Raw genomic sequence first — 15,692 nt, forward strand, 5'->3', positions numbered from 1 at the left:
GTGGTCGGCGGGGCGGCGGGGTCGTCGATGTTGTGGCGGAGGTTCTGGCCGGTGTCGCTGATGACGCGCAGCCGGTTGGCGGCGGGGTTGAAGTCGACGCCGAAGTGACGTCCCTGGAGAGCGGTGGTCAGCTGGGAGACCTTCATGGCCTTGGCCTTGGAGCTGAGCGTGTATACGCCGCCCTTCTCGCCGACGCCGTAGAGCTTTCCGTTCTGGACGCGGAAGTCGATGCCGACCAGGACGGTGTCGCCGCGCAGGCCGGAGACCTTGCCCAGGGACCAGGTGTCGCCCGGCCGGGCGGTGGAGAAGCCCACCAGCCGTTGGTCCGCGGTCAGCCCGACACTGATCAGCCCGCCGTTGGCTGCCGCCCGGTGGGCGGGGGAGAAGCCGGGGCCGTCCGATTCCGCGGAAGCGACGGCCGGGACCAGCAGCCCGGCGATGGCGGCGGCGACGGCGGCCGCGGTGATGCGTGTACGCACGAAGATCTCCGTTCGGTGAACGGCCCGCGCTTGCAGTAGGCGGGCCTGCACGTAGTTCGGTGCCGCCGACCCGCAGGATGGGTCATAAGGCAGCAGACCGCCCGTTCGGCGTACAAAAGGTCCTCGCCTTGCGTCCGCGGATGCACCACCGCGAACCGTCCTGCGGGAGCGCCGGTCAAGAGGCGCCTGAAGCCCGTAGGGCCTGCCTCCGCCGAGAGGGCCCTTGACCATGTTCTGCCGGCGGGCGGCGCGTGCGTACCGCTGGACGATGTGGCGTCCTCGGCCCGGATGGCGGGGGATGGGGCGCTGGGCCAAGCCCTGGGCGCGGAGTTCGTGGACGAGAGGGTAGTGTGCGCGGGCCCGTTCGGCGGTTGGTCCAGCCCTGGTTCGCCCCGGCTCCAGGTCTGCTCCGGCCCCGCCTTCGCCAGGAGGGCTGTGCAGGGGGGATTGCTGTGGGGGAGGATGCCGGGCATGACGACTTGAAGAGTGCCGGCCGGGCGGCAGCCCTGGCGCAAGGTAGGGATCTGGGACACGGTCCTCGATGGGGACCGTCGGCGCTGTGTCGCCTGCACAACGCCCGTCCGCTCGTACCAGTACCGCTGCCATCCGCCCGAGTCCTCCATGTTCGAGCGGTGCATCGGACTCGCCTGGTGTTCCAGTTGCCGGATCTACTCCGGCAACATGGTTCACGTTCCACGAGAGAGGGTCCTGGTCGACGCCCTCACCGCACTTCCCCGCGAACTACGGGAGAGGCTTGCACGTTCGGAAACGCGGCTGATCGAGTTCCTGGACCGCCAGGCCCGTGACGGCAAGGGCTAGATTCCACCGGTCAGCCGGCCTCGGGAGCACTGCTTCGTTTGCTGCTCCTTGGCCTTGGTCCGGGCGAGATGGTACAACTCGGCGCCGGTCTCGATGATGGTGCTGTTGAAGGCGAGTCGGTCGAGATGGTTCCCGAACCGCTGTGGCACATCGTCCGGTCCCAGTCGGTTCGGGGGGTGAGTGTGCGGGGTTCCCCGTCCGCCGCCCTGCATCGCGGGTGGCGTCCGGCGCGGCCTCGACCATCAGGTGAGGTCCAACGCGAACAGCAGCGGGCGATCGAGATCACCACCGCCTTCTTCGTGAAGGAGAACGACCGGTGAGCGAGTTGTGCCGGTTGATTCATGCGGAGAAGGCGAATTCCCGATCGTCCTGCTGTGCCGGGTGCTGCGCGCCTCCTCTCCTCCTACTACGCGTGGCGCGGAGGTGAGGCCGCCCGCCGTGCCCGGCAGGCCGCCGACGACGCGCTCGCGCACGAGATCACGGTGCTGCACGTCGCCTCCCGCCGCACCTACGGTGTCCCGCGCATCCACGCCGAACTGCGGCGTCTGGAGCGGCGGGTGAACCGCAAGCGCATCGCCCGCGTGATGCGCGAGCGCGACATCCGAGGCGTCACCCGGCGCAAGCGCCGCTCGTTGACCAGGCCCGACAAGAAGGCGAAGCCGGCTTCTGACCTGATCGGCCGTGACTTCCACGCTGAGCGGGCCGGGATCAGGCTGGTCGGCGACATCACCTGCCTGCCCACTGCCGAGGGCCGGCTCTACCTCGCCTGCTGGCTGGACCTGGCCACCCGCGAGGTCGTCGGTTATGCCATGGCTGATCACCACCGCGCAGAACTCGTCGTGGACGCCCTCGACATGGCCTACGGCCGAGGGACCCCGGAGCCCGGCTGCGTGATCCACAGTGACCGCGGCAGCGAATACACCTCGAACCAATTCTGCGAGCGAATGAGGGAGCTGGGATTGCGGAACAGCTGCGGACGCACCGGATCACGCTTCGACAACGCGGCCGCGGAGAGTTTCCGGGCCCTGCTCAAGGAAGAGATCGGCACCCGCATCTGGCCCGGCCGGGCCACCGCCCGCGCCGAGGTCCTCACCTTCATCGGGACATTCCAGAACCGCTGCCGCAAGCACAAGACCTTCGGCTACCTCACCCCGGCCGAGACCAGGCAGTGGCATCAACACGCCCTCGCGGGCATAACCGACGAGTGTCCAAGATCACGGGGAAGCTTCAATAGTGGCTACCGAGGGTTTGCCCGTTTGGTGATCCCTGTGGGGAGCGGCTGACCCGGGTGTCCGGCACAGGTGACCCCTGTCCGACATCCGGGGTCATGGCCCTTTCCGTCAGTAGCCTCCTCCCATCAGCCTGAGATCGCCCGCAGGATCGGCTGGCCGAGTGCGCCGAGCCAGCCCGCGAGCGCTCCAAGCGGCCCGATCAAACTCGTGCCGGCCGTGGCCAGCGCACCCGCCGAGGACAGCAGCTGGGTGATCCGGCCGAGCCGGCCCGCCACCGCCTTTCGGTCTGGCTCCGGCTGGGCGACCTCCTCGTCCAGCGAGTCCAGTTCGGCCCGCACCTCGGGCTCGATGGCCGGCGGCAGTGCCGTCTGCTCGATGGACGCCCGTAGTTCGCGGACCAGGCTGCGCGCCTCCTGCCCGCCCGCTGTGAAGGCGGCCGACTGGCCATCGTGAACGGTCTGGTTCCCGGCGACGTTGTTGACCACGCCGCCCTGCTGGTTGCCGATGTTGAAGGCCATGGCTCCTCATCTCCTCACCGCTGCCGCCAGGACGCCTGCCGCTCGGCATCCTCGAAACGGCGGCGTCGGGACGTCGCCACGACGTGCAGAACAATCCCGATGACCATCAGGACCGTCCCGACAGCCGCCATCGCGAACCCGACCGCCCCTACCGGCACCCCGGCCACCTTTGGCCCGAGCAGTTCCGGGGAAGAGTCGAAGTTCGAACTCCCCGACGAAATGTCGTCGTCGGCGCTGGAAATGAATCGAATGACCACCCAGCCGTAGATTCCGCCCCCGACCAAAGACAGCAGGAAGCCGAGCAGGATCAGGTGTCGTGCCCTGGTACGGGTCGCGGCGATCTCTTTGAAAAAGCTCTCGCGCTGCGCCTGCTGAACGTAGTTGTACTGGTTTCCGGCGATGTTGCTCAGCCGGTCGGCCTGCTGTTCTCCGATGTCGAACTGTCGCCCGCCGCCGGGCGGCGGCGTACGGCCGGCCTCGCGGGGTGCCGGGCCGCCCGGCGGGTAGGCGGGTGGCGGCCCTGCGCCGGGAGCGCCGTGAGGCGTGGGCCCGGGCGCATGGGCGGGGCCCCAGCCCGGCATGGTGTCCTCACTCCCGTCCGGGGTGCCGCCGGCCCCGGGCTTTGGGGTTTGAACGGTCTGGTCGGCGGAGCGCCGCTCTTCGTAATGCACCTCCAGGGGCCCGAAATCCAGCACGTCGCCCGAGTGCAGCACCTGCTGCCCGAGCACCGGGTGCCCGTTCAGCATGGTGCCGTTGGTGGATTGGAGATCCTCGACGGTGGTCCGGCCCGAGGCCCGCCACACCACCGCGTGCCGTCGGCTGACACTCGGATCGCCCACCTGGATCTGGCATTCGGAGTCCCGCCCGACCAGCATCGGCTGGTTGTCGATGACGAAGACCCGGCCGCGCATCCGGTCCGGTCGGTCGACCACGAGTTGCGGCAAGCTGCGCTCTCGCTGAGGCGGGTCCATGGCACGACCTCCTGCCTTGGCGAAGTACCCGGCGGCGGGCAAAATGACTGGCCGCCTGTACCGGTGATGCTCTCCTTCCAGTAAAGGCCGGTCGGTCCCGTCCTGCCACAGCATCTCGGACGGCCGGATCTCGGCAGTGCGCTCGGCCCCGCCCCATCGGTCCGCAGGCCTCCGGTCCCGACGTGCTGGTCTCCGCGCCTGCGGCCTGTGCCCGTCCGGTCGTTGGCGGTGGCCTCCAGCAGCGCATTGCCGGCGAAGAGGGTGCAGGTGAGAATCCTGGATTTCCTTACCCTTCGGGCGTGCCGGACCGGGGTGTCACGGGGTCCGGGGCAGCTCTTCGGGCGGCTGCGGCGCCGCGGCCTGCGGCCCGGAGGGCGCGGGGGGTATGGGCGGCAGTCCGGCGGCGAGGTCCGGCAACAGCACGGGCTCCAGCCGCACGCGCTCCTGGGCGGCGAGATACCGCTCCAGCTGGGGCGGCCGGTAGCCCGTGTCGCGGTCGTACCGCTCCTTGGCCGGTACCGCCAGGAACTCGTTGCCGTCGAGTTCGCCCTTGCCGTTCGCCGCATGTCCGATCGGCCGGTGCAGCGGCTTGGCCAGGCGGTACATGCCGGTCCGTGAGGAGTGCAGCAGGCCCGAACTGTCCGGCCGTACACGGAAGTCGGTGCTCTCCTCGGGACGCATCACCTTGGGTCCGGCCTCGCTGAGGGCGTCGAGGTCGAACTCCAGGCCGTATCTGCGGGCCTGATCGACCATCCACAGCAGGGCGATGTCGGACAGCCCGGTCTCCTTGTAGCTGCCGCCGACGTCGCAGTGCACTCCGGCGAACCACACCTGCTTCAGCTCCTGGCCCTGCTGGGCGGCCCCGGGCTGCTGGTGCCACAGGGTCGGCCGGAACGCCGAGCGCTGCTCGTCGACGGCCAGCGCATGGAAGGCGGCTTTGACCCAGCTGCTCAACTCGGTGTTGTGGAACGCCCAGCGGCGGTTGAGCCGTCCCGCGTACGGGATGCCCAGCGAACCGACCGTGTCCCACACCCCGATGAAGCGGATCTCCGTCTCGCGCGCGTAGGAGCGGCGGAACAACGTGGCGGCGGCGCCGTTGGGTTGCTCGATCCGGTCCCGGTACAGGGCCCAGGCCTGAGGGATCCGGTCGGCGTGGTCACGGCGCAGGATGCCGCCGTTGCGGATCAGTCCGGCCAGACTGCGGGCGGTGAACGCGCCCCGGCTGAAGCCGAAGAGGAACAGCTCGTCGTCGGGCTCGTAGATCTCGACGAGGAAGCGGTAGGCGTCGACGACATTGCGGGACAGGCCCACGCCGAACGCGCCGCCCCGCACGCGCTCCCGTCGGTGCGTGCCGACGCCGCTGTGGTAGTAGACGCGCTGCTCCTTCGCTGCGGTGGTACCGGGGCGCAGCGACAGGGCGACCTTGGCGACGTTGGTCTTGCTCGGCTGGTCTGCGAAGTTCCATGTGCCGTCGCAGCAGACGACTAGACGCTTGGTCATGAGCGTCCCCCTTCAGGAGAGCGGAGCGGCGCCCAACACCCTTTCCATGCTGGCACCACGGGGATCGACATGCCATGCGAAGGCCACGGAAGGGATGCTCGCTGTACCGCCGCCCGTCTCCTGGCGTGAACCACTGCAGTAGTCAGTGAGCTGGCTCGGGGTACAGCTCAATGCGGAGACTGTGGCCAGCCCGGCGACGACCACCTCCAGCTCGGCGCGGGCCCGCACCATGTTGCGGGCGCCTCGCTCGCCCATCACCGGTCAGATCCTCTTCGACGGCGACGGCGACGGCGACGGTGACGGTGACGGCGATGGCGAGGGCGACGGCGGCATCGCCCCGCACACCCCCAGCTGCCCCGAGAGCGTGACCATCCTCGAAGGTGACGCCATCGTGGACATCGACGGCACCGAACACCACGGTCGACGCGCCCCGCACCCTCGTCGGGACCGGCGTCACGGCACGGGTCGACGCCGGGCACGACAAGGCAGCCGCCCCCCGGACCTGCGGGTGCCCCTCGGCCCGGCCTGCGGCCCGGTGTCGCTGCCCGCGCTCGGCGTGCGGGAACCACGCGGGGGACGAACACTGGAAGTGCATCCGGTACCAGCATTCCCGGGGTCCCCATGAGTACCGACGTGAGCCGTGTCGCCGTGGTCGGTGACTGCCCCGCCTATCGGTACGGGCTGGCCCGTGTCATCGACTCCGCGCCCGACCTGGAGTTCGCCGTTGGGGCGCGGTCCGTCGCGCAGGCCGAGGGGGAGCTGGAGAGCGGTGACCTGCTCCTCCTGGACCTCCAGGAGCCGCCGGACGTCCTGTCGGGGACCGTCTCGCGGCTCGCCGCGCGCGGTGTGCGGGTGATGGTGGTGTACGCCGCGCCGCCCGCCGACATCGCGGAGCCCATCCGCGCCGGAGCCCGGGGCTGTCTGAGCCGGCAGGCCGGCGAGCTGGAACTGCTGGCGGCGTTCAGACTCGTCGTCGCCGGCTGCCGATATGTCTCCGCCGTCCTCGCGGTCGGTCCGCGCCCGTGTCTCGACCCGCCCTGCCGTGTCACGAAACGCGAGCGGGAGATCATGGAACTGGTGGCTGTCGGGGAGACGGATCGCGGCATCGCCGTCCGCCTGGGCATCAGCGAGAACACCGTGCACTCCCATCTGGACCGGCTCAGGGACAAGATCGGGTCCCGGCGGCGCGCCGATCTCACCCGCTTCGCCCTCTCCCACGACATCGTCAAGGGGTAGTTCTGCCCCTGCCGCCCGGGGTGGTCCTGCCCTTTCAGGTATTCGCGTGGGGGCGGAAACTGAAGTCGGCGGCCCTTCGCTCCCTTGTCGTACGGGAGGAGTGCGCGATGAGTGCCATCTTCGGTGAAACCCTCACCTTCACCCAGCACAGAGGCGGCGACGTACAGCTCGTCACCTTCGGCGACGACAAATACGCGCGGTACGAGACGCTGGACGGCTACACGGTCGTGTACGACCCCGAGTACGACGGCTACTGCTACGCGAAGCCGGTCGGCGAGGGCCCCCGGCGGCGCTTCGGTTCCACGGGCGTACGCCTCTCGGACCGGCCGCCCGAAGGACTGCGCCGGCATCTGAAGGAGGGCTCGGAGTACCGCAGAAACGTGGTGGGGGACCGCTTCGCGAAGATGGTGCCGCCGGAGGAGAGGGGAAGCATGCCCTCCGGCGTCGGCTTCACCTTCGGCGCCAATCGTGGGCTGCTGCCCGGCGACCGGGTCAGCGAGGGGAACGTGGCCGGCCTGACCATTCTCGTCACCTTCCCCGGCACCGACTCCGATGTCACGCCCGACGACGTGATCGCCATGCTGAACAGCCCGGACTACCACGCCAACGGAAACCGCTGTTCGGTGAACGAGTTCTTCAAGACGATGTCGACGGGCCGGCTCGACTTCACCAACCAGGTTGTGGGGCCGTACCGGCTGCCCCGGTCCAAGCTGGCGTACGCGAACACGGAAGGGCTCCTCGTCCCGGACGCGATCCAGGCGGCGGTCGACGACGGAGTGGACTTCGGCCGGTTCGACTCGCAAGGGCGCGGCATCGTCGACTCGTTGAACATCATGTACGCGGGCCGTACCGAGTACGTGGGCGACTTGTGGCCGCACAACTGGGTGCACCGCCGGGTCGTCGACGGTACCCGGACCGAGCTGTACACCGTCACCGCCATGGGGCGTAACGCCGCCGATCTGAGTATCGGCACCTACTGCCACGAGAGCGGCCACCTTCTGTGCCGCTGGCCCGACCTGTACGACTACGGGACGATCGAACGCGAGGGCGACGACTTCACCAGCGCGGGCCTCGGGAACTACTGCGTGATGGCCGCGGGCGACCATCTGGGCAGGGGCCGTACGCCGTCGGCCGTGTGCGCGTATCTGCGGCGGCTGGTCGACTGGTGTGGTGAGGAGGTCGACCTCGCGGCCGAGGGTGACTTCGCCATCGAACACGGGGCGTACGACAAGGTCTATGTCTACGACAACCCGCAGCGCTCGAACGTCGAGTACTTCGTCGTCGAGAACCGCAGCCGCCACGGCTTCGACTCGGCCCTGTCCGCCAGCGGCCTCGCCGTCTACCACTGCGACGTCAAGGGCTCCAACGAGTTCCAGCAGGGCACGCTGCTCAAGCACTACCAGTGCGCGCTCGTACAGGCCGACGGCCATCTGGACCTGGAGACCAACCGCAACCAGGGAGACGGCTCGGACCTCTACGGCCCCAGCCCCGGCACGGCCCTCTCGCACAGCAGCCGACCCGCGTCCCTGTGGTGGGACGGCAGCGAATCGGGCCTCACCATCTCCGAGATCGGCGAGCCGGGCCCGGTGATCACCTTCCACGCCGGGACGCACGACGACGCCGCCCAGGCCCTCATCACGGGAGAGTCGTCGCCGGACGCGCCGATCCCGCAGGAGGACCCCGGTGGTCTGACCGACGCCATCACGCTCCAGGGCGCGGGTACCGTGCGTGAGTTGAAGGTCGTGATCGACATCGAGCATCCCCACATCGGGGACCTTCGTGTGGTGTTGCTGTCGCCGACCGGACGGCGGGCGGTGCTGCACAACCGCACGGGCGGAGCCAGCAAGAACCTGCGGCTCTCGCTGGACTCCCAGCCGCCCTCCTTGCTCGCCTCACTCGTGGGGACCGGTGTGGCGGGCCCCTGGGCGCTGCGCATCACGGACGCGGCGCAGCCCGCCGCCGGCACTCTGCACCACTGGGAACTGCGGGTCAGGACCGGTTCCTGAGTGCGCCCCGGGGCGCAGCGCACTCCCATCGGTCGCACCCGCGTCGGCAGTCCCGACAAGGAGCCGAACATCATGGCCAAGTCCGTCCGCCTCGGCATCATCCGGGCCCGGCACGACACCACCGTGCCCGTCATCCCGGACCCCGCGTGCATCGCGGTGCTCATGACCGGCGACCACGCCGTGCTGCGGTTCTGGGAGAACACCACCCGGGGACATCTCGACTTCGTCGACTCGACGATGTTCCCGTGGGTCGACATGACGATCGGGACCGACACTTCCCGCGCGGCCCAGGCCCGCGCCGCCGTCGACGCGCTGCGCGCCCGGTTCCCCGATCCCCCGGAGTGGCCGGGCCTCAACGGCCTGATCGTCCTCACCCACCCGGGACAGCGCACCATGCCCAACCCCCTGGCGGGGACCCCGGGCCAGCCGCCCACGATCACGCAGAGCTTCGACGGCGGCGCGAGCGTTGTCGACGGTCTGCCGGTCGCCGTGCTGCCGGTGATGGCGAGCGACCACACCTTCATGTGCCACGAGGTCGGTCATGTCCTCGGCCTGGACCACTCCTTCGGGCTCGACAACAACGGCACCGACTGGGCGCCGGGCGACGCCGACATCATCGTGGGCCAGGAGTACGGCTCGCCGTACGACCTCATGTCGTCGGCCACCTTCGCAGGCCGCTTCCTCGGCACGGGGCCGACCTACTCCGGTGAGCCGACCTTCAGCGGGCCGACGGTCCCCGGCTGGCCGTACCCGGGCGCCGTCGCGATGGGCCCGCACCTCGCGCGCGCGAACCTGCATCTGTTCATGCCGGACGCGCTGGCCGGCCGGGTGGTCGAGGCGTCCTTCCCGCAGCCGGGCGTGCCGGTCACCGCCCGTCTCGTACCGGCGTCCGCGTCGAACGGCAGGTGCCTGCTCCTGCTGCACCCGCCCGGCGAGCCGGCCAACGGGGTGGGCCGCGTCTACGTCGAGTACCGCGTACCCGAGGGCTGGGACGCCGGCATGGACCCGCTGGGGGCGAGCCTCTCGCGGGAGGGAGTGGTCGTCCATTCGGTCGTCGACATCGCCAACAAGGGCCCGCGCGTGTGGTATCGAGGGGCCGTACCGACGCATTCACCGGACACCGATGTCACCGTCGCGACGACATCGCTCGTCGTGCGCACCGTGGCCGCCGATCCGGACCGGCACTGGGTGGACGTGTCGGTCACGGCCGGCGCGGCGAGCGCGGCCGAGATCGTCCGGGGGCTCCAGACCGACGGAGTGATGGGTCCCGTCGGTGACCTCCAGGAGACCAGGACGCCGTGCGGCGATCCCGTCCGCCGCGGGACGTTCGCCACGGCCACGACCGCAGCTTTCGACGTGCGCAGCACCGGCTTCGGCGGCAGTGGTGTCCCCGTCGACCCGCAGCCCACGGTCAGCTGGAGCGTAGGAGGTGTCCCGGCGGCAGCTCCGGGCGGGACGGTCGACGTGCCCGTGGACGGGGCGGTGTTCACGCTCGACTACACGATCGAGCCGGAGACGGCCGAGCTGGTGCTCACCTCCCGCGGCGGGGAGCGATACGAGACGCCCGCGGTGGTGACGGTGAGCGGCGGCGGGACGACGGCGTCCGCCACGGCCGTGTTCACGGCACCGGGGTGGGTGGAGGGCATCCACCCCGACGACGTGGCGAAGCTCGGTGACTGTCTGGCCCGGATCGCGCAGCGGTACCAGCGGATGCCCGCGCCGTTCCGCAGGCCGACGCCCGAACCGCCGTGGAGCGACCTCAACACGCGCCGGATCGCCGAACGGGCCTGGCTGAGGCAGGCGTTCAGGCTGATCGCCCAGCCGCCGGACCTCGACGCCGTCGGACGCGGCGAGCTGAGCAGGCTGCTCCAGGCGCAGGCGTCGCCCAGCGCCTTCATGGACGCGCTGGGAGAGGTGGCCGTCGACTACAGCGTGCCGGAGGCGGACCTCGCCGACTGGCTCCGCAACCCCGAGTTCACGCCGTATCCGGCACTTGCCCAGTCGTTGCTGCTGAGGCTGAACAGCAGGGGGCTGAAGCGCCCGGTGTTCCTGGACGTCATCGCGTTCAACTACGAGAACTCGCCGGGGCAGCCGTCGCCGCGTCTTCTGGAGGACGTGGACACGGGCGTTCTGGAGGCGGCCGTCGTCGAGGGCTGGAACGTGCGGTACGGGGAGACGGCGCCGGGGTTCGCGCAGCTGCTGGCGTGAGGGGCCTGTCGGTGTGCGGGACGTCATGCCGGTGTCCTGTGCCGTTGCGCCGGCACAGGACACCGAGGTGTACAAGGAGGGTCAGGCGCGGCGCGATGCCGCCGCGCGGCCCGCTGCGAGACGGCTTTCCTGCGGACGCAGCGCGCTGACCTCCGTCCAGTCCTTGGCGAAACTGCCCTCGGGAATGACCTGGACGTCCCCGATCCTGTTGTCGTCGTCGATGGCGGCGACGACCCCGCCGCCTCTGGTCGCGCTGTGGTGCACTACCCGCCCAAGGTCGCCGTCTCCAAGCTGGTCAACAGCCTCAAGGGCGTCTCCGCCCGCCGAATCCGGCAGGAGTTCACCGGCCGCATCAACCGCGCCATCATGCACGGGCATCTGTGGTCGCCCTCATACTTCTGCGCATCGTGCGGCGGAGCACCGCTGGCGATCGTCCGCCAGTACATCGGGCAGCAAAAACGTCTGCTCTGACGTGCACGTCAGAGCGGTCTTGAGATGCATTCATCCCCGGCGTGAACGCCGGTGCTTTCCGCAAGAGTCCCGGTAAGCGCCGCGTCGGGACGGCCGGCGTCCCTCGGCCACCGAGGGGCGCCCTGTCACGGGGTGGAAGAGCCGCTCGTCCTGGCCTGCCAGCTTCCGCCGTCCACCTGGTACACCGTCAGCCGACGGTTGACGGCGTCGCCGCCGTCGAAGGCGACGGGGCCGGTGACGCCGTCGAAGGCCAGGTGTTCGAGGGCCTGCGGCAGTTTCGCGCGGACGTCGCCGACAAGGGTGCCGCCGTCCGACTTCGCGACGGCCTTCACCGCCTCGATGAGGGCCCAGGTCGCGTCGTAGGCGTAGGGGCCGTACCAGCCGGGCGGCTGCGCGTAGCCCGCCTTCTCGTACCGGGTGAGGAAGTCGCGTCCGGCCGCCGACGCCGTGGCCGGTACGCCGATCTGGGTCGCGAGGTCGCCGTCGGCCCGGGGGTTCTCGGTGAGGTACGCCTGGTCGAAGATGCCGTCGCCGCCCATGAGGGGGATGGTCACGCCCGCTTGCTTGAGCTGCTGGGACAGCGGTGCCGCGGTGTCGTAGTAGCCGCCGAAGTAGACGGCTTCGGCGCCCGAGGACCGTACCCTGCGGGCGAGGCCCGCGAAGTCGCGTTCCGCGGGATCGACTTGCTCGGTGCCGACGACGGTCCCCCCGAGCTTCTTCCATTCGGCGGTGAGGCCGGAGGCGACGGCGGTTCCGTGAGGGCTCGCGTCGTCGACCACGTAGAGCTTGGTCTTCCCGACGCCGTGCAGGTACCGGGCCGCGAACGGCCCCTGGTCGACATCCGTGCCGATCGTCCGGAAGTAGGTGGAGTGAGGACGGGCGCGGGTGCCCGTGGCCCAGTCGGGGCCCAGGGTCAGGGCGGGGTCGGTGTTGCCCGGCGACACGTTGACCACGCCCGCGTCGGAGAGCACGGGCACCAGGGTGCGGGCGACGGCGGAGTTGAGCGGGCCGACGACGCCGACCAGTTTGTCGTCGGACACGAACCGGGTCGCGTTGGCCGCTCCCTTGGAGGGGTCGGCCCCGTCGTCCACGGCCGTGAGCTCGAAGGTCACGCCGGGGACGTGTCCGGTCTCGTTGGCGGTCCGGACCGCGAGTTCGGCGGAGTTCCTGATACCGGTGCCCATCGACGAGAGTCCGCCGCTGAGGGGCGCGTCCACCCCGATCCGCACCGTCAAGGAGGAGGCCGTCGACCCGCTGCCGCTCCCGCCGCCGCCCCGCGGGTCGTCGTCGCGGGTGAGGGACCAGGTCAGGAGCGAGCCCGTGGCGAGCACGGCGAGCGCCGTCCCCAGGACGGCGGAGCGCCGGGTGAGGCCCCGGGGCCCCCTGGGCGTCCGGTCGTTCCGCTCCGGCGGAGGTGTCGCGTCGAGTGTGGGCAGCTGCTGGTCCGGGGTCATGACGACCGGCGGCCCGGTCGGCCGGTCGGGTACGCGGTGATGCGCGGGGCCCGCGCCGCCCCCGGAGGAGTCGGGGACGGTGGGGGTCGGTACGGACGGTGTCGACGAGTCGGCCTGTTCGGGCGTCTTCGGGGCGGAGGGCAGCTCCATGGGCACGTCCGGCGTCGGAGCCGCCTTCGGGTCGGAAGCGGATTCCGGTCCCGGACCGTCGCCCGGTTCGGCCTCCCGCGCGGGGCCGGGCCCGCGGTCCGGACCGGTGGGGGAGGGGGCGGAGCCCCGGACGGCCCTGAGCATATCGGCCGCCTCCGCGGCGCCCACGCGCTCGGCCGGGTCCTTGGCGAGCAGCGCGTCCAGCAACGGGGCGAGCGGGCCCGCGTGGACCGGCGGCCGGTGCGGACGGCTGAACACGGCCACAGCGAGGGCGTGGAGACCCTCCGCCTCGAACGGGGGATGCCCCTCGACGGCGTGGTACAGGGTGGCGCCGAGCGCCCAGAGGTCGTTGGCGGGAGTCGGGCGCTTGCCGTCGAGCTGCTCCGGCGGCATGTACTGCGGGGTGCCGATGACGATCCCGCTGTGGCTCAGCTTGGTCGTGGCGTCGGCGAGGTGGGCGATGCCGAAGTCGGTCAGGACGACCCGGTCCTTGGCCAGGAGCACGTTGTCCGGCTTGATGTCGCGGTGGACGATCCGCGCCGCGTGCGCCTCGGCCAGCGCGTCCAGCACGACGGCGCCGATCTCCGCCACCCGCCGTACGGGCAGCCGGCCGTGGCTGCGGATCTCGGCGGCCAGGGACCGGCCGCGGATCAGCTCCATGACGATGACGGGGGCGCCGCGGTGCTCCACGACGTCATGGACCGTGATGACCCCCGGATGGCTGAGAGTGACCGCTGCGCGTGCCTCGCCGGTGAACCGCCTGAGCAGTGCCTCGCGGTCGGCCTCGTCCATGCCCGGAGGGAAGACAATTTCCTTGATGGCGACTTCGCGCCCGAAGAGCTGCTGGTCGAGGCCGCGCCAGACCCGGCCCATGCCGCCTTGGCCGATAGGTTCGACCAGGCGGTAGCGGCCGGCGATGAGTGCGTTGTTCTCCTCGGTCACGCGCACACTCTAAATCCTTATGAGCCGACAGGGTGACCGAAAGTCGGCTTGACCACGCCCCTATGAGGAAGGGGCGAAGGGCCGGTAGGAGCCGGCCCGGGGCCCCGCTTCGGGGCCGAGCCAAGGCGGGCGCTCATGAGGCGGACCGCGGTGAGGGGAATTGCCGCACCAGACGCTGCGACGTGATGTCTGGCGCCGACCGCTGCCGAGGAGGCTGCGTTGAGACGACGTCCATGCCCTGTCGGGCTGTGTCACCGGCGGCTTGCCCCTTTGGCGCTGCCCCGCCCGCACAGCGCGCGCCCTTGACGAGCCCGCCGTGCGGGCGGCCTGCCGGACAATTTGCAGAGACAGGCAGGCGATGGTCCACCCGCAGGTTCCGTGATGTCTCCCGCACCACGAACGCACAGACCCTCGCAGCGCAGCCCCCCGCTCCCCGGATTCCCGCTGGCGCCACCGCACCGCCGAGCTTCCGGGCTGTGCTGCTGCGGCACCTACAGCCGACAGCAGGCCGACGGGCCCTTCCGCCGCACCTGGCTGCGGCTCCTCCCCCGCCTCGACGCCGCCCGCTGGTGGCTCGCGCCCTCCACCGGCACCCCGCACCTGCGCATCCCCTGCCCACACACGGGTTGCGGCTGGGCCGAGAAGCACGCCGAGCGCACCAGCGTGCACCTCGCCGACCGTCACAGCGCCACCGTCGCCGCTGTCTGTCTGCACCACGGCGCCTACCAGGCCACCATCACACCCACCGCCGGCGTCTACCTCGACCTGGCCACCCTGTACCGCAACCTGGTCAAGGAACTCACCCTCACCAAGCCGACCGAGGGCGGCACCCTGCACGTCATGGTCAAGGGTGGAGACTGGGTCTTCGGTTCCCTCCTCATCGACGAAGCCCTCCAAGCCGTCGACCTCACCCGCACCCAGCTCCCCGCCCGCTTCTTCTGCCCCCAAGTCGTCACCGACACCGGCGCGAAACTCTCCAAGTCCCTGATCCGCGAGGGGCACACCAACTTGCCTACAGGAGCGGCGGGCTGGACGCCCGACAGTGGCCCGGCACGATCGCCGAATACGCCGACCAACTGCTGGCCCTGACGGCGACGCTGCTGTCCGACCCCCGCCACTTCTACCGCTCGTACTCGGCCACCGAGATCAGCCGCATGATGACCGCACCAACCTCCAGGAGCGTTCCCGCCGCATGACCGACACGACCGCCCGAGTCCGCGAACTCAACCTCTACCGGCAATACTTCGACCTCGTCGCCGCGGGCACCAAGACCATCGAGGTACGGGTGAAGTACCCGCACCTCGCCGACCTCGCCGTCGGTGACACCATCCGCTTCCGTATCAAGGGCACTGACGAGACCTGCGAGGTCAAGGTCGTCCGGGTCACCGAGTACACCGACTTCGAGTCACTGCTCGACGGCGAGGGACCCTCCAGCGTCAACCCCACCGCCACCCGCGACAAGCAGCTCGCCAACATCCGCGCCATCTACTCACCCGAGAAGGAAGCCCTTGGCGCCCTCGCCATCCAGATCGGGCCCCTCGCCTGACGCCCTGACCTTGTCTGCATTACTGCCCCAGCAAGGGGCGATAGACACAGACTCACAACTCCCCTGTGTGTGCCCTCGCAGCACACAGGAGATATGAGCCGAGGAAGGCTGCCTCGAGCCGCGCTCGGCGAGCAGCTCCGAAGCGGCCTCCCGCAATCGC

General features: G+C 70.4%; 11 protein-coding genes and 2 pseudogenes. 7 read left to right on the plus strand and 6 right to left on the minus strand.

All coding sequences use genetic code 11. The features are described 5' to 3' along the window. Nucleotides 1-479 (minus strand): DUF4394 domain-containing protein (locus ABT296_RS35215; RefSeq protein ID WP_351933621.1); only part of this gene is annotated, 479 nt, incomplete at its 3' end. A gap of 1,193 nt (nucleotides 480-1,672) precedes the next feature. On the opposite strand from ABT296_RS35215, the gene ABT296_RS35220 reads away from it, so the two are divergent. After that, nucleotides 1,673-2,581, plus strand: coding sequence for an IS3 family transposase (locus ABT296_RS35220; protein WP_351933623.1), 909 nt, complete (start codon nucleotides 1,673-1,675; stop codon nucleotides 2,579-2,581). A gap of 74 nt (nucleotides 2,582-2,655) precedes the next feature. Here the strand turns inward: ABT296_RS35220 and ABT296_RS35225 are convergent, their stop codons facing one another. The 3 genes from ABT296_RS35225 to ABT296_RS35235 all read right to left on the minus strand — a co-directional run bounded on the left by ABT296_RS35225 (nucleotide 2,656) and on the right by ABT296_RS35235 (nucleotide 5,519). Beyond that, complete coding sequence (locus ABT296_RS35225; protein WP_351933625.1) at nucleotides 2,656-3,048, minus strand: hypothetical protein; 393 nt, start codon at nucleotides 3,046-3,048, stop codon at nucleotides 2,656-2,658. Nucleotides 3,049-3,062: 14 nt separating this feature from the next. Further along, nucleotides 3,063-4,019, minus strand: a complete 957-nt coding sequence (locus tag ABT296_RS35230) for an FHA domain-containing protein (protein WP_351933627.1) — start codon at nucleotides 4,017-4,019, stop codon at nucleotides 3,063-3,065. Between the two features lie 315 nt (nucleotides 4,020-4,334). Next, nucleotides 4,335-5,519 (minus strand): T6SS phospholipase effector Tle1-like catalytic domain-containing protein, encoded by a 1,185-nt coding sequence (locus ABT296_RS35235; RefSeq protein WP_351933629.1) that lies wholly within the window; start codon nucleotides 5,517-5,519, stop codon nucleotides 4,335-4,337. A gap of 621 nt (nucleotides 5,520-6,140) precedes the next feature. On the opposite strand from ABT296_RS35235, the gene ABT296_RS35240 reads away from it, so the two are divergent. From ABT296_RS35240 to ABT296_RS35250, 3 genes are all read left to right on the plus strand, one after another. Then, on the plus strand, nucleotides 6,141-6,755 hold the full coding sequence (locus tag ABT296_RS35240) for a LuxR C-terminal-related transcriptional regulator (RefSeq protein WP_351933631.1): 615 nt from the start codon (nucleotides 6,141-6,143) through the stop codon (nucleotides 6,753-6,755). Nucleotides 6,756-6,862: 107 nt separating this feature from the next. After that, complete coding sequence (locus ABT296_RS35245) at nucleotides 6,863-8,761, plus strand: M6 family metalloprotease domain-containing protein (protein ID WP_351933633.1); 1,899 nt, start codon at nucleotides 6,863-6,865, stop codon at nucleotides 8,759-8,761. A gap of 72 nt (nucleotides 8,762-8,833) precedes the next feature. Continuing rightward, nucleotides 8,834-10,969: a hypothetical protein gene (locus tag ABT296_RS35250; protein ID WP_351933635.1), complete on the plus strand. Its 2,136-nt coding sequence runs from the start codon at nucleotides 8,834-8,836 to the stop codon at nucleotides 10,967-10,969. 81 nt (nucleotides 10,970-11,050) lie between these two features. On the opposite strand, the gene ABT296_RS35255 is transcribed toward ABT296_RS35250, so the two are convergent. Next, on the minus strand, nucleotides 11,051-11,233 hold the full coding sequence (locus ABT296_RS35255; protein ID WP_351933637.1) for a hypothetical protein: 183 nt from the start codon (nucleotides 11,231-11,233) through the stop codon (nucleotides 11,051-11,053). On the opposite strand from ABT296_RS35255, the pseudogene tnpA reads away from it, so the two are divergent. Then, a pseudogene (tnpA, locus tag ABT296_RS35260) lies at nucleotides 11,225-11,440 on the plus strand (IS200/IS605 family transposase); the annotation flags it as partial. The gene ABT296_RS35255 and the pseudogene tnpA sit on opposite strands and share 9 nt — an antisense overlap. 125 nt (nucleotides 11,441-11,565) lie before the next feature. Here the strand turns inward: tnpA and ABT296_RS35265 are convergent. Further along, nucleotides 11,566-13,986, minus strand: a complete 2,421-nt coding sequence (locus ABT296_RS35265; protein WP_351933639.1) for a bifunctional serine/threonine-protein kinase/ABC transporter substrate-binding protein — start codon at nucleotides 13,984-13,986, stop codon at nucleotides 11,566-11,568. Nucleotides 13,987-14,475: 489 nt separating this feature from the next. On the opposite strand from ABT296_RS35265, the pseudogene ABT296_RS35270 reads away from it, so the two are divergent. Then, nucleotides 14,476-15,182, plus strand: a pseudogene (locus tag ABT296_RS35270) (hypothetical protein); the annotation flags it as partial. Then, nucleotides 15,179-15,532: an ASCH domain-containing protein gene (locus ABT296_RS35275; protein WP_351933641.1), complete on the plus strand. Its 354-nt coding sequence runs from the start codon at nucleotides 15,179-15,181 to the stop codon at nucleotides 15,530-15,532. The pseudogene ABT296_RS35270 and the gene ABT296_RS35275, both read left to right, overlap by 4 nt. Nucleotides 15,533-15,692 lie beyond the last annotated feature (160 nt).

The sequence above is a fragment of the Streptomyces sp. NPDC000983 genome (assembly GCF_040299205.1).
GTDB lineage: Bacteria > Actinomycetota > Actinomycetes > Streptomycetales > Streptomycetaceae > Streptomyces.